Source organism: Actinophytocola sp. (genome assembly GCF_050699935.1).
Taxonomy (GTDB): domain Bacteria; phylum Actinomycetota; class Actinomycetes; order Mycobacteriales; family Pseudonocardiaceae; genus Actinophytocola.
In genome coordinates this window covers 20,881-41,752 of the sequence record NZ_JBOHGB010000029.1, presented here as the reverse complement: position 1 = coordinate 41,752, position 20,872 = coordinate 20,881, and the positions used below count along the sequence as shown (strand labels likewise).

At 72.1% G+C, this 20,872-nt stretch carries 22 protein-coding genes; 10 read left to right on the top strand and 12 right to left on the bottom strand.

Annotated elements, in window-relative coordinates:
• The first annotated feature begins 2 nt into the window (after positions 1-2).
• Positions 3-767: a 3-oxoacyl-ACP reductase gene (locus ACRDTB_RS12885; protein ID WP_431430379.1), complete on the top strand. Its 765-nt coding sequence runs from the start codon at positions 3-5 to the stop codon at positions 765-767.
• A gap of 4 nt (positions 768-771) precedes the next feature.
• Entirely contained in the window at positions 772-1,506 is a 735-nt protein-coding gene (locus ACRDTB_RS12880; RefSeq protein ID WP_431430378.1) for a FadR/GntR family transcriptional regulator, read from the top strand.
• 2 nt (positions 1,507-1,508) lie between these two features.
• Here ACRDTB_RS12880 and ACRDTB_RS12875 read toward each other — a convergent pair whose 3' ends face one another.
• Positions 1,509-2,000, bottom strand: coding sequence for a DUF1707 domain-containing protein (locus ACRDTB_RS12875; RefSeq protein WP_431430376.1), 492 nt, complete (start codon positions 1,998-2,000; stop codon positions 1,509-1,511).
• Positions 2,001-2,094: 94 nt separating this feature from the next.
• Here ACRDTB_RS12875 and xerD point away from each other — a divergent pair, with 94 nt between their 5' ends.
• On the top strand, positions 2,095-3,033 hold the full coding sequence (gene xerD, locus ACRDTB_RS12870; protein WP_431430375.1) for a site-specific tyrosine recombinase XerD: 939 nt from the start codon (positions 2,095-2,097) through the stop codon (positions 3,031-3,033).
• A 210-nt stretch (positions 3,034-3,243) separates the two neighbouring features.
• On the opposite strand, the gene ACRDTB_RS12865 is transcribed toward xerD, so the two are convergent.
• Positions 3,244-3,630: a VOC family protein gene (locus ACRDTB_RS12865; protein WP_431430374.1), complete on the bottom strand. Its 387-nt coding sequence runs from the start codon at positions 3,628-3,630 to the stop codon at positions 3,244-3,246.
• A gap of 106 nt (positions 3,631-3,736) precedes the next feature.
• On the opposite strand from ACRDTB_RS12865, the gene ACRDTB_RS12860 reads away from it, so the two are divergent.
• The 6 genes from ACRDTB_RS12860 to ACRDTB_RS12835 all read left to right on the top strand — a co-directional run bounded on the left by ACRDTB_RS12860 (position 3,737) and on the right by ACRDTB_RS12835 (position 9,029).
• Complete coding sequence (locus tag ACRDTB_RS12860; protein ID WP_431430373.1) at positions 3,737-4,669, top strand: ParA family protein; 933 nt, start codon at positions 3,737-3,739, stop codon at positions 4,667-4,669.
• A complete protein-coding gene (locus ACRDTB_RS12855) occupies positions 4,666-5,013 on the top strand; it encodes a hypothetical protein (protein ID WP_431430372.1) in 348 nt (115 codons plus the stop codon). The genes ACRDTB_RS12860 and ACRDTB_RS12855 overlap by 4 nt, the downstream gene beginning before the upstream one ends.
• 3 nt (positions 5,014-5,016) lie before the next feature.
• A complete protein-coding gene (locus tag ACRDTB_RS12850) occupies positions 5,017-5,850 on the top strand; it encodes a segregation and condensation protein A (RefSeq protein ID WP_431430371.1) in 834 nt (277 codons plus the stop codon).
• A gap of 512 nt (positions 5,851-6,362) precedes the next feature.
• Positions 6,363-7,160 carry an SMC-Scp complex subunit ScpB gene (gene scpB / locus ACRDTB_RS12845; RefSeq protein ID WP_431430401.1) on the top strand — a complete coding sequence of 266 codons (798 nt, stop codon included), beginning with the start codon at positions 6,363-6,365 and terminating at the stop codon, positions 7,158-7,160.
• Complete coding sequence (locus ACRDTB_RS12840; RefSeq protein ID WP_431430369.1) at positions 7,150-7,884, top strand: pseudouridine synthase; 735 nt, start codon at positions 7,150-7,152, stop codon at positions 7,882-7,884. Before scpB ends, ACRDTB_RS12840 begins: the two co-directional genes overlap by 11 nt.
• Positions 7,881-9,029, top strand: a complete 1,149-nt coding sequence (locus ACRDTB_RS12835; RefSeq protein ID WP_431430366.1) for a DUF1015 family protein — start codon at positions 7,881-7,883, stop codon at positions 9,027-9,029. The genes ACRDTB_RS12840 and ACRDTB_RS12835 overlap by 4 nt, the downstream gene beginning before the upstream one ends.
• Positions 9,030-9,036: 7 nt before the next feature.
• Here the strand turns inward: ACRDTB_RS12835 and ACRDTB_RS12830 are convergent, their stop codons facing one another.
• Together ACRDTB_RS12830 and ACRDTB_RS12825 are read right to left on the bottom strand one after the other, a co-directional pair.
• A complete protein-coding gene (locus ACRDTB_RS12830; protein ID WP_431430365.1) occupies positions 9,037-10,215 on the bottom strand; it encodes a cation:proton antiporter in 1,179 nt (392 codons plus the stop codon).
• Between the two features lie 7 nt (positions 10,216-10,222).
• A complete protein-coding gene (locus ACRDTB_RS12825; protein ID WP_431430364.1) occupies positions 10,223-10,705 on the bottom strand; it encodes a cation:proton antiporter regulatory subunit in 483 nt (160 codons plus the stop codon).
• A gap of 93 nt (positions 10,706-10,798) precedes the next feature.
• Between ACRDTB_RS12825 and ACRDTB_RS12820 the strand changes: the two genes are divergently transcribed.
• Positions 10,799-12,157, top strand: a complete 1,359-nt coding sequence (locus ACRDTB_RS12820; RefSeq protein ID WP_431430363.1) for a TrpB-like pyridoxal phosphate-dependent enzyme — start codon at positions 10,799-10,801, stop codon at positions 12,155-12,157.
• A 190-nt stretch (positions 12,158-12,347) separates the two neighbouring features.
• On the opposite strand, the gene ACRDTB_RS12815 is transcribed toward ACRDTB_RS12820, so the two are convergent.
• The 8 genes from ACRDTB_RS12815 to ACRDTB_RS12780 all read right to left on the bottom strand — a co-directional run bounded on the left by ACRDTB_RS12815 (position 12,348) and on the right by ACRDTB_RS12780 (position 20,777).
• Positions 12,348-13,433: an acyl-CoA dehydrogenase family protein gene (locus ACRDTB_RS12815; RefSeq protein WP_431430399.1), complete on the bottom strand. Its 1,086-nt coding sequence runs from the start codon at positions 13,431-13,433 to the stop codon at positions 12,348-12,350.
• Positions 13,434-13,438: 5 nt separating this feature from the next.
• On the bottom strand, positions 13,439-13,834 hold the full coding sequence (locus ACRDTB_RS12810) for a RidA family protein (protein WP_431430361.1): 396 nt from the start codon (positions 13,832-13,834) through the stop codon (positions 13,439-13,441).
• Positions 13,831-14,658, bottom strand: a complete 828-nt coding sequence (locus ACRDTB_RS12805; protein ID WP_431430360.1) for an enoyl-CoA hydratase family protein — start codon at positions 14,656-14,658, stop codon at positions 13,831-13,833. The genes ACRDTB_RS12810 and ACRDTB_RS12805 overlap by 4 nt, the downstream gene beginning before the upstream one ends.
• A 70-nt stretch (positions 14,659-14,728) precedes the next feature.
• Positions 14,729-15,421 carry an SDR family NAD(P)-dependent oxidoreductase gene (locus tag ACRDTB_RS12800; protein WP_431430358.1) on the bottom strand — a complete coding sequence of 231 codons (693 nt, stop codon included), beginning with the start codon at positions 15,419-15,421 and terminating at the stop codon, positions 14,729-14,731.
• On the bottom strand, positions 15,418-16,953 hold the full coding sequence (locus tag ACRDTB_RS12795; RefSeq protein ID WP_431430356.1) for a benzoate-CoA ligase family protein: 1,536 nt from the start codon (positions 16,951-16,953) through the stop codon (positions 15,418-15,420). Before ACRDTB_RS12795 ends, ACRDTB_RS12800 begins: the two co-directional genes overlap by 4 nt.
• Positions 16,953-17,693 (bottom strand): creatininase family protein, encoded by a 741-nt coding sequence (locus ACRDTB_RS12790; RefSeq protein WP_431430355.1) that lies wholly within the window; start codon positions 17,691-17,693, stop codon positions 16,953-16,955. Before ACRDTB_RS12790 ends, ACRDTB_RS12795 begins: the two co-directional genes overlap by 1 nt.
• A 193-nt stretch (positions 17,694-17,886) precedes the next feature.
• Positions 17,887-19,953, bottom strand: coding sequence for an FAD-dependent monooxygenase (locus ACRDTB_RS12785; protein ID WP_431430354.1), 2,067 nt, complete (start codon positions 19,951-19,953; stop codon positions 17,887-17,889).
• A complete protein-coding gene (locus ACRDTB_RS12780; RefSeq protein WP_431430353.1) occupies positions 19,953-20,777 on the bottom strand; it encodes an LLM class flavin-dependent oxidoreductase in 825 nt (274 codons plus the stop codon). Before ACRDTB_RS12780 ends, ACRDTB_RS12785 begins: the two co-directional genes overlap by 1 nt.
• Between the last annotated feature and the right edge of the window lie 95 nt (positions 20,778-20,872).

Below are 20,872 nucleotides of genomic sequence, written 5' to 3'. Positions count from 1 at the left end.
TCGTGAAACGCCTGCAGGACCGGGTCGCCGTGGTGACCGGCGCGGCGAGTGGCATCGGGCTCGCCACCGCCCGCCGCTTCGCCGAGGAGGGCGCGTTCGTCGTCGCGGTCGACATCGACACCGAGGCGATCGAGAAGCTGGAGCGGGAGATCGGCGGCGACTCGATCACGTGCGACGTGACAGACGAGGCCGCCGTGGAATACCTGTTCGAGAAGGTGTCGATGGCGCACGGCAGCGTGGACGTCGCGTTCAACAACGCCGGCATCTCCCCGCCCGAGGACGACTCGATCCTCACCACGGGAGTCGACGTGTGGGACCGGGTACAGAAGGTCAACCTCACGTCGGTGTACCTGTGCTGCAAGTACGTGCTGCCGCACATGCGTCGGCAGGGTCGCGGGTCGATCATCAACACCGCGTCGTTCGTGGCCGTGATGGGCGCGGCCACCTCGCAGATCTCCTACTCGGCGTCCAAGGGCGGCGTGCTGGCGATGAGCCGCGAGCTGGGCGTGCAGTTCGCCCGCGAGGGGATCCGGGTGAACGCGCTGTGCCCCGGGCCGGTGAACACGCCGCTGCTGCGGGAGCTGTTCGCGGCCGACCCCGAGCGGGCACAGCGCCGGCTGGTGCACGTGCCGATGGGACGGTTCGCGGAGGCGTCGGAGATCGCGGCGGCGGTGGCGTTCCTCGCGAGCGACGACGCCTCGTTCATCACGGCGTCGTCGTTTCTCGTGGACGGTGGCATCTCCGGTGCTTACGTCACCCCGATCTAGTCCCGTGGCCACCACCGTGCGGTACGCGTCGGCCGCCGTGTTCCGTCCGGTCCGGACACGCAACGCGTTCGAGGAGACCGTCGAGCGGCTCCTGCAGGCGATCCGGCTCGGTGTGGCGGCGCCGGGGGAGCGGCTGCCCGCCGAGCGGGAGCTCGCGGCGCGGCTCGGGGTGAGCCGGGTGACCCTGCGCGAGGCGATCCGCGCGGTCGCGGACGCGGGCTACGTGGAGTCGCGCCGCGGCCGGTACGGCGGGACGTTCGTCGCCGAGACGCTGCCCTCCTCGCCACGATCCGACCCGGCTGACCCGTCGGAAGCGTCCGATGTGGACATGGAGGACGTGCTGACGCTACGCCGGGTGCTGGAGACCGGCGCCGCCGAGTCCGCCGCGGCACGCACGCTGACCCCGGCCGAGCGCCAGCACCTGATGGTGGCGCTCACCGAGGTCGACGCCGTCGGCACCGACTCCGCGGAGGAGTACCGGCGTCGCGACTCGCGCCTGCACCTGGCGGTCGCGGAGGTCACGGCGGCCCCGTCGCTGACGAGTGCGGTGGCCGACGTGCGGACCCGGGTGAACGAGCTGCTGAACGCGATCCCGTTGCTGTCGACCAACATCGAGCACTCGAACGTCCAGCACCGGGCCATCGTGGCCGCCATCCTGTCCGGCGACCCGGCGGCCGCACGCGCCGCCATGGACGAGCACCTCGAGGGCACGGCCGCCCTGCTACGCGCGTTCCTCTAGCACTAGTGCCTGAGCGGCCGCCCGTAGGCGTCCGTCCCGCCGCCGACGAGGATCACCACGCCGTCGACGATGCTCCAGATGATGCCGACCCCGCAGAAGACCATGCATAGCTGAGCCATCGCCATGCTGGTGTGCCCGGTGTAGAACCGGCCGGTGCCGAACGGCAGGATGATCTGCAGCACGCCGGCGAGGTACCGGTGGCGGTCGGAGGGCACGACCAGCTGGTTCGGGTTGGGCGGCGGGTACACCGGGACCGGGACGGGCTCGATCGGGCGTACGGGCGGCACCAGGAACGCCGGGTACGGGGCGGGCAGGTCGCGGAACAGCGGGCGCAGCTCGCCGCGGGTGGTGGCCTCGATGACCTTGTCGACCCGCTCCTCGTACACGTCGACCGGCAGCCGCCCGTCCGAGAAGTGGTCGCCCAGGATCTTGATGGCGTCCTCGCGCTCCTGCGTGCCGATGCGGAGTTCGTCCGACCCGATCGGTTCGCCCACGAACTCACGATACGGCAACCGCGCCACGCCAACGCCGGTTCCGCAAGCTCGCGCGGCAACCGGCATAAGCTGGGCCGCCTCCCAGGGAGGTGCCATGATCGAGCGTCCGGTCGCGCCGGCTCTCGCCGCCGCGGTCGCCGGCTACCTCGATCACCTCGCCGTCGAGCGCGGCACGTCCCGCAACACCCTCGACGGCTACGCCCGCGACTTGCGCCGCTACGCCGCGCATCTCACCTTCGCCGGGGTCGACGACCTGTCCGCGGTGACCGAGGTGCACGTGTCCACGTTCCTGGCGGTGCTGCGCGAGGGCGACGACGACCACCCGCCGCTCGCCGCGTCGTCGGCCGCCCGCGCGCTGGTCGCGGTGCGCGGGTTGCACAAGTTCGCCGTGCGCGAGGGACTCGTCGACCTCGACCCGGCCCGCGAGGTCCGCCCGCCGGCGGCGCCGCGCCGCCTGCCGAAGGCACTCCCGGTCGACGACGTGCTGCGGCTGCTCGACACTCCCGGGGTCGACGGCGCCGGTCCGCTGCGTGATCGCGCGCTGCTGGAGGTGCTGTACTCCACGGGCGCGCGCATCTCCGAGGCCGTCGGGCTCGACCTGGACGACATCGACGCCCACGAGCGCACCGTGCTGCTCGACGGCAAGGGCGGCAAGCAGCGTCTGGTGCCGATCGGCCGGCCCGCGCTCGACGCGCTCGACGCGTACCTGGTGCGCGCCCGCCCCGGCCTGGCGGCGCACGGCCGCGGCACGCCGGCGGTGTTCCTGAACGTGCGCGGGGGCCGGCTGTCCCGGCAGAGCGCGTGGCAGGTGCTCAAGGTGGCGGCGGAGCGCGCGGGCATCGCCGCGTCGGTCTCCCCGCACACCCTGCGCCACTCGTTCGCGACGCACCTGCTGGAGGGCGGGGCCGACGTCCGGGTCGTTCAGGAGCTGCTCGGCCACGCATCGGTGACCACGACGCAGATCTACACCCTGGTCACGGTCAACACCCTGCGCGAGGTCTACGCCACCGCCCACCCACGAGCCCGCGCCTGACCGGCCGGCCCCCTGGTCGGCCGCCAAGCCCTCGTGGGCTGGGGCCCCAAAACAACCCCCGCGCGCGCACGCGCGTGCGGAACGCAAGTACCGAAAGCCCCACCCTGTCCCGGGGGCCACCCTCACGTGCCAGCCTACCGGCGCACCCTGACAAACGGGGGTGGCGCGGGCTGGCTGTGGACAGGTGTGGCGGTTGTGGATGGACTCGCGCTAGTCCATCTGGAAGAGCGTCAGCTGGAGGCCGGCCGGCCCGCCCCGCCGGGCGTTGGTCGAACGGAACGGGGTCGGACGCGGGGCCGCGAGCAACTGGCCGCCGGCCGCCGCCAGTGCCGTGGTCGTCGCGTGCGCGTCGTCGACCTCGAAGGCGACGCGGATGTGGCCGGTCACGCGCCGGCCGACCTCGACCTCGTCGATGTCCTCGGCGGTCGACGGCTCGGCGAGCTCGAGGGCGGCCTGACCTGCGTCGAGGAGCACCACGCGGCCGCCCGGCGACTGGACGGCATCCCGTTCGTCGAACCCGAGGACGTCACGGTAGAAAATGCACGGCCTCGTCGTAGTCGGCGGCGTGACGACGAGGCGAAGCTGGCGGACAGGCACGGCTCTCAGGATAGGTCCGGACTCCATCGGCGAGCCTCTTTGCCGCCCGCACCAGGCGATCTCTAAGCTTCGGCCCACAGCGCGGACGACAAGGAGCTAGGTCCATATGTCGACATTTCATCCCTCGGAGCTCAGCATCGCGCCGCGGGCAGCCTCCGACGAGGACGAGGCGCTCGACGACAGCCCCAACGGTGCCGTCGGACCCACCGGACGCCCGAAGCGACACATCCCCGAGCCTCCGCTGCTCAACGGGCACGGCCCGGCGAAGGTGCTCGCGCTCTGCAACCAGAAGGGCGGCGTCGGCAAGACCACGTCGACGATAAACCTCGGCGCGGCGCTGACCGAGTTCGGCCGCCGCGTGCTGATCGTCGACTTCGACCCGCAGGGCGCGCTGTCGGTCGGCCTCGGCATCCCCGCGCACCAGCTCGAGCGCACGATCTACAACATCATCATCGAGCGGTCCGCGAGCGTCACCGACTCCGTGATCCGGACCGGCGTCGACAACATGGACCTGCTGCCGAGCAACATCGACCTGTCCGCGGCCGAGGTCCAGCTCGTCGCCGAGGTCGGCCGCGAGCATACGCTGGTTCGCGCGCTGCGCCCGGTCGTCGACCACTACGACTACATCCTGATCGACTGCCAGCCCTCGCTCGGCCTGCTCACGGTCAACGCGCTGGCGGCCGCCGACGGTGTGCTCATACCGCTGGAGTGCGAGTTCTTCAGCCTGCGCGGGGTGGCGCTGCTCATCGACACCATCGAGAAGGTGCGCGAGCGGCTGAACCCGAAGCTGGAGATCACCGGCATCCTCCCGACCATGTTCGACCCGCGCACGCTGCACTCGCGGGAGGTCATCGCGCGGGTCGTCGAGCGGTTCTCGGACACCGTGTTCGACACCGTGATCAACCGGACCGTCCGGTTCCCGGAGACCACGGTGGCCGGCGCGCCGATCACCGTGTGGGCGCCGCGCTCGGCCGGTGCCAAGGCCTACCGCCAGCTGGCCCGCGAAGTGATCTCCCGCGAAGTGGCGCACGCCCGGTGAACCGCCGGGCCTCGTTGCCGGGGGCGGCGGAACTGTTCAGATCCACCGGGCCGACCGAGGAAAGGTGGTTCGACCGAAGCCAGTCGGGGAGCCAGCACGCGGTGACCACACCAAGGCGCGGTACGCCGCGACAGAAGCACACGGCGAAGATCACTGTGTACGTGTCGGACGACGAGCTGCTCGCGCTCGAGCATGCCCGACTGATACTGCGCGGGACCCACGGGCTTGCCGTCGACCGCGGTCGGGTGGTGCGCGAGGCGGTCGCGGTGGTGCTCGCCGACCTGGAGGAACGCGGCGAGGACTCGGTGTTGGTGCGACGATTGCGTCATGACACCGGGAAGTAGTGCTTGTTGATCTCATCGGCCCCCGACGCCCCGGAGGAGCCGACACCGGCGCGGTTCACCGTTCGGCTGTCGAACTTCGAGGGTCCGTTCGACCTGTTGCTGCAGCTGATCTCCCAGCACGAGCTGGACGTCACCGAGGTCGCGTTGCACCAGGTCACAGACGACTTCATCGCCCACCTCCACCAGGCGGGCGACGACTGGAACCTGGACGAGACCACGGAGTTCCTGGTCGTCGCGGCGACCTTGCTCGACCTCAAGGCCGCGCGGCTGCTGCCCACCGGTGACGTCGAGGACGAGGACGACCTGGCGCTGCTCGAGGCGCGGGACCTGCTGTTCGCGCGGCTGTTGCAGTACCGGGCGTACAAGCAGGTGGCGGCGCTGTTCGCGGAGCTGGAGCAGGGCGCGCTGCGGCGGTACCCGAGGTCGGTGGCGCTGGAGGACCGCTACTCGTCGCTGCTGCCCGAGGTCATGCTCGGGGTGAGCGCCCAGCGCTTCGCGGAGATCGCCGCAGCCGTGTTTCGGCCGAAGCCCCCGCCGACGGTGTCCCTCGAGCACCTCCACAAGGGCAAGGTGTCGGTGCGCGAGCACGCGGCCGTGCTGCGGGGTCGGCTCGCGTCGGCCGGGCGGGCGTCGTTCGGTGAGCTGGTGGCGGACTGCGAGCACAGCATCGAGGTCGTGGCGCGGTTCCTCGCGCTGCTCGACTTGTACAAGGAAGACGTTGTCGTGTTCCAGCAGGACGAGGCGCTGGCGGAGCTGCACGTGCAGTGGATCGGTGGCAGCGTTGCGGACGCGGCGGCCGCCGCTCCGGACGGCGGCGAGGAGGAGGAGTACGGGTGAGTTCACCGCAGGACCCGCGGGGGGAGGAGCCCGAGGTGGAGCGGGTCGCGGACGCGGACCCGCCCACCGAGCTGGTTCCGGAGCCGGCGGATGGTCGAGCCGCGGACGATCATGTTGCGGATGATCTTGCCTGGGATGGTTCGTCGGATGGTCCGGTGACGGACTCGGTGGGCGAACCGGAGTCCGCGGGGCCGGAGCAGTTCCACGATGCGGATCCGCCCACTCGGCTCGTCGACGAGGCACCCACCGACGAAGCACCCGGCGATGAGGTGCCCAGCGACGTGGCGGCCGGCGATGAGGTGGCTATCGAGGAGGTGCCTGCCGACGATGCGTTCGGCGATGGGGTGCCCGGCGATGGGGTGCCCGGCGATGAGGCTGTCGGCGATGAGGCGCCTGCCGATGTGGCATTGACCGAGGAGGTGCCTGCCGACGATGCGTTCGGCGATGAGGCGGCCGGCGATGAGGTGCCCGGCGATGAGGCTGTCGGCGATGAGGCGCCTGCCGATGTGGCATTGACCGAGGAGGTGCCTGCCGACGATGCGCTCGCCGATGAGGCGGCCGGCGATGAGGCTGTCGGCGATGAGGCACCGACCGAGGAGGTGCCCGACGATGCGCCCGGCGACGAGGCTGCCGGCGATGAGGCGCCGAGCGACGAGGTGCCTAGCGATGGGGCGGCCGGCGAGGAGGTGCCCGGCGACGAGGGGCTCGGTGGGTCGGGCGCGGTCGAGGAGACCGCCGGCGAGGACGCCGAGACCGACGAGCTGCCCCACCTCGACGGCGACGAGCTCGAGAAGGTCCTCGAGGCGCTCCTCCTCGTCGTCGACTCGCCCGTCGAGGAGGACGTGCTCGCCACCGCCGTGGGTACCGACATCGCGCGGGTCCGCGAGGGGCTCAACCGGATGGCGAACCACCTCAGCGAGCATGACCGCGGCCTCGACCTGCGCCGCGTCGGTGGTGGCTGGCGGTTCTACACCCGCGACAAGTACGCCCCCTACGTGGAGAAGATGCTGCTCGACGGGCAACGCGCCAAGCTCACCCGCGCCGCCCTCGAGACGCTCGCCATCATCGCCTACCGGCAGCCCGTCACGCGGGCCCGCGTCGCGGCGGTCCGCGGCGTCAACTGCGACGGCGTCATCCGCACGTTGCTCGCACGCGGGCTGGTCGAGGAGACCGGTACCGATCTCGAGACCGGTGGTTACCTCTACCGCACCACCGAGCTGTTCCTCGAACGCCTCGGTCTGTCCTCTTTGGAGGATCTGCCGCCGATCGCGCCCCTGCTGCCGGAAGTGGACTCCATCGATGAGGTCTGACGAAGGGATCCGCCTCCAGAAAGTGCTCGCGCAGGCGGGCGTCGCGAGCCGCCGGGCCGCCGAGGAGCTGATCGCCGCCGGGCGGGTCAGCGTGAACGGCGAGGTGGTCAGCGAGTTCGGCCGCCGGGTCGACCCCGAGACCGCGGTGATCCACGTGGACGGGGTCCGCGTCGTGGTCCGGGCCGATCTCGCCTACCTCGCGTTCAACAAGCCACGCGGCGTGCACACCACGATGTCCGACGACCGCGGCCGCCCCTGCGTCGGCGACTACGTCCGCGACCGCAGGGAACGGCTGTTCCACGTCGGCCGCCTCGACGCCGACACCGAGGGTCTGCTGCTGCTCACCAACGACGGCGAGCTCGCGCACCGCCTCATGCACCCGTCCTACGTCGTCCTCAAGACCTACCTCGCGGAGGTCGGCGGGCCGGTCGCGCGCACGGTCGGCCGGCGGCTCCGCGAGGGCGTCGAGCTCGAGGACGGTCCCGTGCGTGTCGACGCCTTCCGCGTGGTCGACTCGGCCGGCGGCAAGGCGCTCGTCGAGGTCGTGCTGCACGAGGGCCGCAACCACATCGTGCGCCGGCTGCTCGCCGAGGTCGGCCACCCGGTCCGCAAGCTCGTTCGTACCCAGATCGCCGACGTTCGGCTCGGCAACCAGCGTCCGGGCACGCTGCGCCCGCTCACCCGCGCCGAGATCGGGTCCCTCTTCGCGGCCGTCGACCTGTGAGTTGGGTGCGGCCCATCGAGCGCGGCTTCGTGGTGCGCCACGAGGTACCCGGCCCCGACGTGGACGAGTTCGCCGAGCCGGACCGGATCGTCGAGGCGCTCCGCCGGGCCAACTCCCGCACGCTGCTCGCCGTCCAGCACCCGCACCGCACGCCCGCCGCGCGCGCTCGCGGGCTCGGCCTGCTCGACGCCCTGCCCGAGGCCCGCACCACGCTGGCCCTGCTCCTGCGCACGGACTACCGCGAGGTCACCGACCTCGTCGCGCCGTACGAAGTGGACGGTCCGGACGGGACAGCCCGCGGGCTGCTGTGTCTGGTGGACCCGGTCGCCGTGGACGCGGAGGGGCTCGGCCGGGTGCGGCACAGCGAGGAGGTCTACCCCGAGGTCGTCGCCGAGCGGGCGAAGGCGCTGACCGGCCTCGGCTACGCGACCAGTGCGGCGATGCTCGTACCGGTCGGCGAGCGGGACACGCTCACCGAGGCCGTCCGCCGCACGACCGGCGGCGCGTCGCCCGCGGTGTCTACTGTGGACTCAGCGGGCCGGCGGCACCGGCTGTGGCTGGTCGGGCCGGGCCCGGAACGTGCGCGGCTGCTGGCCGTGGCCGCCGAGAACCCGCTGATGGTGGCCGACGGCAACCACCGCGTCGCCGCCGCGGCCGAGGCCGGGCTGACCGGCATGTTGGCGCTCGTCACCGCCGGCCCTGCGCTGCGGATCGGCGCCTTCCACCGCGTGCTCGCCGGCACCGGCCTGACCGCCTCGGACCTCGAGAAGGCATGGCGTGCCGAGGGCCTTGGCGTCGTGCGCTCGGACCACGCCGACCCGCCGGACCAGCCCGGAACGGTCGTCGTGCGCTGTCCTCGAGCGACGCTCACGGTCGAGCTGCCGGGCGGCATGGACCACGCCGTGGTGGAGGAACGGCTGCTGCGCGCCGCGCTCGGCATCGACCCGGAGGGCCCGCACGTCCACGCGCTCGCCGCGGACCGTCCGCCACCGTCCACAGCGGATGCAGTGCTGCTGCTCGCGCCCGTTCCACTTGAGACGGTCCGCGCCGTACACGCCGCCGGGGAGCGCATGCCCCGCAAGAGCACCTACTTCACCCCGAAGCCCCGTTCCGGCCTGCTGCTCGCCGACCTGGGACGCGTCTGAGGAGGACCTAGGCGGTGGCCGGCCGTAGCCGTGGCGTCACCAGCCGGGCGATCGGTTCGACGACCCTGGCCGCCAGCGGGCCGGAGATCGCCATGACCAGCACATAGGCCGTCGTCAGCGCCGCCAGTCGCGGGTCGACCACACCCGCGGACACCGCGAGGCCGGCGATGACGATCGAGAACTCACCCCGTGCCACCAGGGCCGCCCCGGCCCGCGCCCGGCCCATTCGCCCGATGCCCTGGCGCTTCGCAGCCCACCAACCGGTGAAGAGCTTCGTCACGGTCGTGACGAGCGCGAGCAGAACGGCCGCGCCCAGCACCGGTGGAATGGTGGACGGCACGGTGTTGAGCCCGAACGCCACGAAGAACATCGCCGCGAACAGGTCCCGCAAAGGCTCCAGCAGCCGGGTGGCGTTCTCCGCCGTCGACCCCGAGATCGCGATGCCGAGCAGGAACGCGCCGACCGCGGCCGACACCTGCAGCTGCTGCGCGATGCCCGCGACCAGCAGCGCGGCACCCAGCACGCGCAGCAGGAACACCTCGGGGCTCTTGCTGTCCACGACGGCCGACACGTACCGGCCGAACCGCAGCGCGAGCAACAGCACCAGCGTGACGACGACGAGCGAGATGCCGGTCGCGGACAGCCCGCCGAGCAGCGTCGCGCCGGCCAGCACGGCGGTGAGGATCGGCAGGTAGACGGCCATCGCGAGATCCTCGAACACGAGGATCGAGAGGATCACCGGGGTCTCCCGGTTTCCCAGCCGGCCGAGGTCGCCGAGCACCTTTGCGACGATCCCCGACGACGAGATGTAGGTGACGCCGGCCATCGCGAGCGCACCGACCGGCCCCCAGCCGAGCAGCAGCGCGACCGCCACGCCGGGCGCCGCGTTCAGCACGAGGTCGACGAGCCCGGCGAGCCACGACCGGCGCAGACCCGTGACCAGCTCGGCCGCCGAGTACTCCAGACCGAGCAGCAGGAGCAGGAGCACGACCCCGATCTCGCCGGCGAGCTTGGTGAACTCCTCGACGCCGGAGAGCGGAACCAGGCCGCCGCTGCCGAAGGCGAGGCCACCGAGCAGGTAGAAGGGGATGGGGGAGATGCCGATCTTCCACGCCACCCGACCGAGCACGCCCAGCCCGAAGAAGATCGCGCCGAGCTCGATCAGCGCGAGTGCCGTGTCGTGCACGAACCCGCTACCCTCTGTCGAGGACGTCGGCGGCCTTGGCCAGCCCCTCGGAGGTACCCACGGTGATCAGTGCGTCACCGCCGCCGAGCACGAAGTCCGGCAGCGGCGAGGGATGCACGGTGCCCGCGCGCACGACAGCCACCACGGAGACCGCGGTACGGGTACGTAGCTGCGTGTCACCGAGCGTGCGGCCGTCGAAGGGCGAGCCGTGCAGCAGCGACAGCTGCTTGGTGTGCACGCCGGACAGCCCGTCGTTCTCCCGGCGCAGGTCGGCGACCAGCTGGGGCGCGCCGAGCAGCCCGGCGAGCGCGCTGGCCTCGTCGACGGACAGCGGGATCGACGCGGTGCACGCGTCCGGGTCGTCCTCCCGGGAGATGATCAGCTCGAAGCGACCGTCCCGGTAGGTGATGACCCCGATCCGCCGGCCGGTTCGGGACACGAAATCCTGTCGCGTGCCGATCCCCGGCAGCGGAGTCACCTCGACATTCACCACGTCAGGGTAACCACCGGAGGCCGAGCTTTCATCCCCGGGCGCGCGGTCATAACGTTGTCCTGATCTAGTTGCCGATCAAGGAGTCCTCCCATGGCCGGTCGCACCAAGTTCGTCCTCGACGAAGCCGACATGCCCACCCAGTGGTACAACGTGGTGGCCGACCTACCGGAGCCGCCGCCCCCGCCGCTGCACCCCGCGACAGGAGAGCCGGTCGGGCCAGACGACCTGGCGCCGCTGTTCCCGATGTCGCTGATCCAGCAGGAGGTCAGCGGCGAGCGGTACATCCCGATCCCGGACGAGGTCCAGGAGGTGTACCGGTTGTGGCGGCCGTCTCCGCTGTTCCGCGCGCACCGGCTGGAGAAGGCCCTCGCCACGCCGGCCCGGATCTACTACAAGTACGAGGGCGTGAGCCCCGTCGGCTCGCACAAGCCGAACACCGCGGTGCCGCAGGCGTTCTACAACGCGGCCGAGGGAGTCACCAAGCTGACGACCGAGACCGGCGCCGGGCAGTGGGGGAGCGCGCTGGCGTTCGCGTGCGCGCAGTTCGGCCTCGAGTGCGAGGTCTGGCAGGTGCGCGCGTCGTTCGACCAGAAGCCGTACCGCAAGATCATGATGGAGACGTTCGGCGCGACCGTCCACCCGAGCCCGTCGGACCTGACGAACTCCGGCCGCGCGGTGCTGGCGTCCCACCCGGACTCGACGGGCTCGCTCGGGATCGCGATCAGCGAGGCGGTCGAGATGGCCGCCGGAGACCCGAACGCCCGGTACGCGCTGGGCAGCGTGCTCAACCACGTGCTGATGCACCAGACGATCATCGGCGAGGAGGCGCTGCGCCAGTTCGCGGTCGCGGGGGACACGCCCGACGTGATCGTCGGTTGCACGGGTGGCGGGTCGAACTTCGGTGGGCTGGCGTTCCCGTTCCTGCGGGAGAAGCTCGCCGGCAAGATCGCGCCGGAGATCCGCGCTGTGGAGCCGGCCGCGTGCCCGTCACTGACGCGTGGCACGTACACGTACGACTTCGGTGACACGGCGGGCCTCACGCCGCTGCTGAAGATGCACACGCTGGGCCACGAGTTCATCCCGGACCCGATTCACGCGGGCGGGCTGCGGTACCACGGCATGTCGCCGCTGCTGTCGCACATCGTGGAGCTGGGCCTGGTGAACGCGGTGGCGGTCGGGCAGAACGAGTGCTTCGCGGCGGGCGTGCGGTTCGCGCGGGCGGAGGGCATCATCCCGGCGCCGGAGCCGACCCACGCGCTGGCCGAGTGCGTGCGGGAGGCGTTGAGCTGCAAGGAGACCGGCGAGGAGAAGGTCATCCTCATGGCGCTGTGCGGGCACGCGCACCTGGACCTGCCAGCGTACGCGAGCTACCTCGCCGGCGACATGGTGGACCGCGAGCTGACCGACGCCGAGCTGTCCGCCGCCCTGTCCACCATCCCAGCCCGCTGACCTGCCCACCCGCTGCCCCGGTTCGCCGCTCGGCGGCCGGGCTGTCCACAACCGAACCGGTTGTCCACAGCTCGCCGCCGAGCGACCGAATCCGTCGGTGCACGCGCCTAGGCTGGAACCAGGGGTCCCCCAGGCCGATGTGGACACCTGTGACCTGCGGCGTTCGCATTCGCACCCGCTCTGGCGACGGTCAGCTGTAGAGGTGGCGGGCGATGATCTCGCGTTGGATCTCGCTCGCCCCCTCGTAGATGCGCGGGGCGCGGACCTCGCGGTACAGGTGCTCCAGCAGGTGCCCGTGCTCCAGCGCCCGGGCGCCGTGCACCTGGATCGCCACGTCGACGGCGAGTTGGGCGGTCTCGGTGGCGAACAGCTTGGCCATCGCGGACAGGTGGCCGGTCCGGCCCCCGGCGTCGTACGCGGCGGCCGCGTCGTGGACCAGCAGGCGGGCGGCGTGCAGCCGGGTCGCGACGTCGGCGAGCTGATGGGACACCGCCTGGAACTCGCGCAGCGGCCGGCCGAACGCCCGCCGGTCGGCCGTGTACGCGACCGCCGCGTCCAGTGCCGCCTGCCCCATGCCCACCGCGAACGCGCCGACGCTCGGTCGGAACATGTCCAGTGTCCGCATCGCGACGCGCCAGCCGCCGTCGACCTCGCCGAGCACCGCCGCGGCCGGCACGTACACCTCGTCGAACGTGAGCCGGCCGATCGGGTGCGGCGACACCATCGTCTGCCGCGTGCCGCGCAGTCCCTCGGTGTCCCCGGGCACGGCGAACGCCGTGATGCCCCGCGAACCGGCGTCGCTGGTGCGGGCGAACACCGAGTACACCGCCGCGTCCGGCGCGTTCGAGATGAACGTCTTCTCACCGCTCAGCCGGAACGCGTCGCCGTCCCGCGTCGCCGCCAGCGTGAGCGAGGCCGCGTCCGACCCGGCGCCCGGCTCGGTCAGCGCGAAGCCGACCGCCACCTCGCCGGCCGCGATCCGCGGAATCCACGCCTCGACCGTCGCGGCGCTGCCGGCCAGCAGGATCGGGTACGCGCCCAGGCCCTGCAGCGCGAGGGCGGTCTCCGCCTCCGTGCAGTGCCGCGCCAGCCCCTCGCGGATCAGGCACAGCGCCGTCGCGGAGGTCGGCGCGTAACCCGTGTCGTCGCGGCGGAAGATGTCGCCGAGCAACCCCGCCTCGGCCAAGGCCTTCAGCAGCGCCGGGTTCACCCGGCCCGGCTCGCCCGCCGCGGCGACCGCCGGCAGCGACCGCGCGACCTCCTCGGCCCGCTCCAGCAACGTCACGGGATCACCGCCGTCCCGACCAGCTCGACCTTCGCCGCCTCGTCGAACAGCTCCGCCACGCCCAGCAGCGCGACCGCGGGGAAGTGGCGGCCGAAGTGCTTGCGCCACACCGTACCCAGCTCGCGCAGCGAGGAACGGTACTCCGGCACGGACGTCGTGTAGATGATCAGCGACACCAGGTGGTCGGGGGCGGCGCCGGCCGCGGTCAGGGCGGTGACCACGTTCCCGGCGGCCACGTCGAACTGCTCCACGAGCGTCGAGCCGACGATCGCGCCGTCCGGCCCCTGCGCGGTCTGCCCGCCCAGGTACACCGCGTGGCCCGGGCCGGCGACCACCGCGTGCGCGAACCCGACCGGCTCGGCCAGCCCGGGCGCGTAGACGACGCGGTTCACCGTCCGCTCCACTGTGGACGGCGGCCGGCGGCCCAGGCGGCGTAGAACTCCGCGTGGTCGTCGCTCTTCAACAGCAACGCCTGCGTCATCGCCTCCAGCTCGATCGCGCTGCCGAGGTCCATGTCCAGCTCCCGGGTCAGCAGCACCTTGGTGGTCGAGTAGGCGAACGCGGGCCCGTCCGCGAGCCGGCGCGCGAGCGCGGTGGTCGCGGCCGCCAGCTCCTCGTCCGGCACCACCGACGTGGCGAGCCCGATCCGGTCGGCCCGCGCCGAGTCGATCTTGTCGCCGAGGACGAGCAGCTCGGTGGCCCGGCCGAGCCCGACCAGCCGCGGCAGCAGGTACGCCGAACCCATGTCCGCGCCGGCCAGCCCCACCTTGGTGAACAGGAACGCGAACGACGCCGACGAGGCGAGCAGCCGGAAGTCCGACGCCAGCGCGATCACCGAGCCGGCACCGGCCGCGATCCCGTTGACCGACGCGATCACCGGCAGCGGGCACTCGCGCAGCGCCTTCACCACCGCGCCGGTCATCCGGGTGAACTCCAGCAGCTGCGCGGTCGACATCGTCCGCAGCTCGCCGATGATCTCCTCGACGTCTCCGCCGGAGCAGAACCCGCGACCCCGCCCGGCCAGCACCACCACCCGGACGTCGCCGCGATGCGGCAGCTCGGCCAGGATGTCGCGCAGGTCGGCGTAGACGTCGAAGGTGAGCGCGTTCAGCTTGTCCGGCCGGGAGAACGTCACCGTGGCCACGCCGTCGGCCAGCTCGAAGTCGAAGTGCTCCCACTTGTCCGTGAAGCCGGGCGACGCCCTGAACGGACTCACGACAGCCCCTCGCAGGCTCGGTGCTGCCGCTCGCGGCGACCCTGTGTTGATGATTCGCTCGCAAGCTCGCTCATGCCTGTATTCCTCCTCCATCAAGGACGATCGTCTGGCCGTTGATCGCGCCGGCCTCCGGTGCGGCGAGGAACGCCACCGCGAACGCGACCTCGTCGGGCTCCAGCAGCCGGCCCAGCGGCGAGAGCCCGGCGACCGCCGCCTCACTGTCCTGTTCGGACTTGCCGGTGACCCCGGCGATCCGCTGGATCGTGCGGGCGGTCATGTCTGTGCGCACGAACGTGGGGCAGACCGCGTTGGCGGTCACCCCGGTGCCGGCGACCTCGGCGGCCACCGTCCTCATCAGACCCACGGCCGCGTGCTTGGACGCGGTGTACCCGGCGGTGTAGGGCCGGCCCTCGTGCGCGGCGGTCGAGGCGACCGTGACGATGCGGCCGCGGTCGCGCCCGCGCATGCCCGCCAGCACCGCCCGGGTGCACAGGAAGGCCCCGGTGGCGTTGACCTCGAGCTGCGTCAGCCAGTCCGGCAGCGAGGTCCGGTGCACGGGCGCGCTCACCGACACCCCCGCGTTGTTGACGAGCACGTCGACCTCGAGCTGGCCGAGCACTTCGTGCACCGCGTCCTCGTCGGTCACGTCGAGGTCAGCGCGGCGCAGCGCCATGACCTTGTCACCGGCCTCCGCGAACCGCCGGCTGATCGCCGCGCCGATCCCCTTGGTGCCGCCCGTGACGACGACGAGCCGCTCGTTCATGGGCGCTCCCGCAGGGCGCGGCGATCGAGCTTGCCGTTGCTGGTGCGCGGCAGCTCGGTGACGAACACGACCTCGTGCGGCCGCTTGTGCCCGGACAGCCGCGTGCCGACGTAGTCCCGGAGCGTGTCGCCGACGACCTCGGCGCCCTCGCGCGGCACCACGTACGCGCGCGTGCGCACCAGCCCGTCCGCCTCGTGCCCGACCACACCGCACTCCAGGACGTCCGGGTGGCCGATCAGACAGTGCTCGATCTCGCTCGGCGCCACCCAGATCCCGCCGACCTTCAGCAGGTCGTCGGCGCGGCCGTGGTAGGTGAAGAACCCGTCGGCGTCGCGGGCGAACAGGTCTCCCGTGTGGACGGTGTCGCCGCGGAAGGTCGCCGCCGACTTCTCGGGGTCCTGGTGGTACTCCTTCGCGGTCGTGCCGCCGGTGACCTCCAGCGTGCCGACCTCGCCGTCGGGCAGCTCCTTGCCGTCCTCGTCGACCACCCGAGCGGCGTAGCCGGGGACCGCCTGCCCGCAGCTGCCGCGGCGGGCAGCGCCGGGTCTGTTCGAGATGTAGATGTGGTACGCCTCGGAGGAGCCGATGCCGTCCACGACCTCGACGCCGAACGCCGTGTCCCACTTGCGGTGCAGCTCCGCCGGCAGGGCCTCGCCGGCCGACGTGGTCAGTCTCAGACAGCTCAGGTCCTGGGTGGACGCGTCCGGGTGCGCGACCATCGCGCTCATCATCGTCGGCACGTTCACCAGGATCGTCGGCCGATGCCGGGCGATGACCTCGAAGATCCGGTCGGCGGTGGTGCGCTCGGCGAAGGCGACGCCGGCGCCGCCGACGCCGAACGGGTAGAGCGCGGCGAGATCACGGGCGTAGCCGAAGAACAGCTTCGGCACGGGCAGCACGACGTCGTCCGGCCCGATGTCGAGGACGCCGCGCGCGTAGGCGTGGTGGCTGAGCACGGGGCTCGCGGCGGTGTGCACGCACGCCTTGGGCTCGCCGGTGCTCCCGGTGGTGAACTTCCAGATCGCCACGTCGTCCTTCGTGGTCGGTGCGGCGGCGAGGGTGTCCGGCGCTCGCGCGGCGAGCGCGTTCAGGTCGTACTCGTGCGTGCGCGGCTCGAAGTCGCCGGCGACCAGGAGCCGGTGGCGGCCCCCGGACGCCTCGCGCATCCGCTCGAGCGTCACCGGGTCGACCACCACGACGTTCGCGCCGGTGTAGTCGAGGAAGTAGCGGTAGTCCTTGGCGGGCAGGAACGTGTACACCTCGGCCGTGACCGCGCCGATCTTCTGCGCCGCGTACCAGGTCGCGACGAACTCCACGCCGTCGGACAGCGCGATCAGCAGCCGGTCGCCGCGCCGGACCCCGAGGTCGAGGAGGACGTTGCCGATCCGGTTGACCTGGTTCGCCAGCTCGGCGTACGTGACGGCCGCGTCACCGGTGAGCAGCGCGGTGCGCTCGCCGCGGCCCTCCGCGAGGTTGCGGTCGACGAAGTAGTCGGCGACGTTGAGTCGCTCGGGCAGGTCCTCGTACCGCATCAGCCGCGCCCCACTTCCCTGATCAGCTCGACGAGCAGGTCGGTTAGCGTGTCGAATGTGGACATTCCCTCGGCGGCGGTCGCGCCGGCCGGGGTGCCGCAGTACGCGCGGTCCATACCCATCTCGACGAAGTCCTTGTGCCCGGCGGACATCGCCGTCGGCATGTCCACGTGCACCGCGGGCAGCTCGCGCAGCATCGCGGTGTCGACCAGCTCGGGTCGGTCCGCGAGCACGAGCGAGGTCTCGTACTGGCCGGCGTGGCAGGAGCCGGACCGGAACTCGTCGGTCAGCCGCGCGACGTTGGCCCGGCGCAGCAGGTCGAGGAAGGCGACGCCCGCCTCCTTCGTGGCCGCGCGCAGTGCCCCGACATGGGCCGGCTCGAAGTGGTTGTTGACCACCACGATCCGGCGAAGCCCCTGCCGCGCGAGGGATCCGCAGACGTCGAGGACGAGCGCGCGCAGGGTGTCGGGTCCGATCGAGACGCCGCCGGGGAAGGGGGCGCCGAAGTCGGTGACGCCGTAGTTCAGCGCGGGCAGGACGAGAACCCGGAGCTCGTCGTCGCCGGCCAGCCGCTCGGCCGCGCGGGCGCACATGCCAGCGGAGATGAGCCGGTCGGTGCCGAGGGGAGCGTGCGGTCCGTGCGGTTCGACCGCGCCCACCGGCAGCAGCAGCACGGGGGTGCGCGGCCCGGCCAGCAGCTCGGCGACCCGCGGCGAGGTGAGGTCGGCGAAGGCGGTCATGGGCGGCCTCCGGCCCCCGGAACCAAGCCTACCGGCGAGGACCGACAATCCCGGCCGCGGCGAGCCCCGCCTGTGGGCAACCCGCGTTCATGAGCCCCCCGCGCGCGGGGGCCCCCCGCTTTCCAGTCTAGTGGCGGGGTCTGACGTTTTCGGTCGTCGTGGCTCGGGGCTGTGGACAGGTTGGCGAAGGCGGTCACGGGGTCGCCTCCAACGGGGTCGGTGGTGGCTCGAAGAGGCACAGGTCCGCGCGGCCCGCGCCGACGATCGTGTTCACCTCGTCCGGGGTGGTCAGGTAGCCGCCGACCAGAGTGGGCACGCCGGCCTCGTTGCGCACCCGGTCCGACAGCGTCGTCAGGTAGCCACGGCGGTACTCCGGTCGCGAGCCCGCCGTGGAGTGCCCGGCGCGCACATGGATCAGGTCGGCGCCGTGCGCGGCCGCCGCGCGGGCGTGGGCGATGCCGTCCTCGACCGTCAGCCCGCCGCGCGCCCAGTCGGTCACCGCCAACCGCGTGAGGAGCAGGCGATCCGCCGGCCACGCCGCACGCACCGCGGCCAGCACCGACAGCGGGAACCGCAGCCGGTCCGCGCCGTACTCGTCGGTGCGCCGGTTCGACAGCGGTGACAGGAAGCTCGCCAGCAGGTACCCGTCCGCCAGGTCCAGCTCCAGCGCGTCGAACCCCGCCGCCAGCGCTCGCCCGGCCGAGGCCACGAAGTCCTCGCGCACCCGGTCCATGTCGGCCGCCGTCATCTCTCGCGGCACCGATCCGAACGGCGCGTACCGCACCGCGGACGCCGACAGCAGCGGCCACCCCTCCCGCAGCGGAACGTCCATACAGGACTCCCGGACCGCGCCGCGCCGGCCGGCGTGCCCGAGCCGCACGCCCACCAGCGCGCCCGCGTCGTGCACCTTGTCCACCACCGGTGCCCACGTGTCGTCCAGCACCGGGCAGGACGGCCTCGTCCGGCCGTCCGCCGACACCGCCACGAACCCGGTGAGCACGAGGCCCGCACCGGCGCGCGCCGCATCCGCCAGATCTCCGCCCGAGCGCACGATCCGGTTCCGCACGGTCAGGCCACCCACCCGTAGCGGCGCGAACACGGGCGGAGCCGCCACCGCGCCCGGAACCGACGAGGAACCCCGTGCCGTGGCGGCGAACCACGAGTCCAGCACCCGGATCAGGTGCGGGTCGCGCTGGGTCAGGTTCGCGTGGCTGATCCGCCCGCTGCGGGTCAGCAGGTTGAACGCGAACTGGATCGGCTCCAGGCTGGTGTAGTGGCCGACCCGGCCGAAGTAGGCGGCGCTGTCGCCCGCGGCCTGCTGGAACCGCTCGACGACCGGCTGGCGTTCCAGCTCGTAGTCCACCAACGCCTGCTCGACATGCTCCGGATGCCGCACGAAGCTGTTGGCCAGCGCGATCGCGTCCTCCATCGCGAGCTTCGTGCCCGAGCCGATGGAGAAGTGCGCGGTGTGCGCCGAGTCGCCGACCAGCACCACGTTACGGTCATGCCAGGAACTGTTGCGCACCAAGGGAAAGTCCAGCCAGACCGACTTGTTCGACAGCAGCCGGTGCCCGCCCAGCTCGTCGGCGAACAGCGCGGAGCAGAACGCGATGCTCTCCTGTTCCGACATCGTGTCCAGGCCGGCCCGCCGCCACACCGGCTCGGTCGTCTCCACGATGAACGTGCTGGTGTGCTCGTCGAACGGGTACGCGTGCACCTGGAACAGCCCGTGCTCGGTCTCCTTGAAGACGAACGTGAACGCGTCGAACACCAGGTCCGTGCCGAACCATACGTACTTGCAGCCCTGCGGCTCCACGGTCGTGCCGAAGGACCCCGCACGGCGCAGCGTGCTGTTCGCGCCGTCCGCCGCCACGACCAGGTCCGCGGAGTCCGGAGTGGACACATCGACGCCGAACTCCAGCGCGACACCGAGCGAACGGGCCCGGCGCTGCAGGATGTCCAGCAGGTGCGTGCGCTTGATCGCGGAGAACGTGTGGCCGGACGAGCGCAGCACCTGCCCGCGGTAGTGGATGTCGATCGAGGTCCACCGGGCGAACGAGTCCGTGATCTCCAGGTACGTCGCGTAGTCGGCGTCCCGCAGCGCGCCCAGCGTCTCCTCCGAGAACACCACGCCCCAGCCGAACGTCGCGTCCGGCGCGTTGCGCTCCAGCACGGTGATCTCGTGCGCCGGGTCCGCCTTCTTCAGCAGGATCGCCAGGTACAACCCCGCCGGTCCGGCACCCACCACGTTGACGCGCACTACGACAGCACCTCGGCCAGCCGGTCCAGGTCGTCGAGGTCGGCGACGGTGGGGTAGAGGATCAGCTCGTCGCAGCCCGCCGCCTCGTACCCGCGCACGAGGTCCTTCACCGCGCGCGCCGAGGTCAGGTTGCCGGCCGCGATCTTCTCCGCGAACGGCCCGGTGAACGCGTAGTAGTCACGCAGGTAGTCGTACCCGCGGTCCGGGTCGCCGAAGGCGAAGTAGCCCTGGCCCCACAGCGTCGGCTCGCCCGGCCGCTCCAGGTCCCGCCACGCGGCACGGGCCCGGGTCGCCGCCGAGCCGAACGCCCGCGGCGGGCCGCCGCCGTGCGCGTAGCCGTCGGCGTAGCGGGCCATTCGGGTGAACGCCGCCCCGCTCGACCCGCCGACGAGCAGCCGGATCGGCCGTGCGGGGCCGATCCCGGAGCCGTCGAGCCGCCCGCGCAGGAACGCCAGCTGCTCGGACAGCACCGCGCCGCGGGTACGCCGCGTCACGCCGGCCGCCTCGTAGTCGTCGTGCCGGGCGCCGACGCCGAGCCCGAGCGTGAACCGTCCGTCCGAGACGGCGTCGACGGACACCGCCTGCTTGGCGAGCATCGCCGGGCCGCGCAGCGGGCCGATCGCGATGTTGGTGGCCAGCCCGATCCGCGACGTGACCGCGGCGGCCGCGGACAGCGCGGCGAACGGCTCGATGCTGTCGTAGACCAGCCGGTCGAGCACGGCGGCGGTCGAGAACGGGCCCGCATCGGCCCGCCGCGCCCACTCCACGAGCAACGCACCCGTCGCGCCCGGGATCGTGTTGGGGAGCCCGATGCCGACCTTCACCGGCAAAACATTACGGTTGACCCCGATAAGGCGTCAACTATGCTCCCTGGGCATGACACGTGCACGAACTGCGTGTGTCCAAACCGCACCTAAGG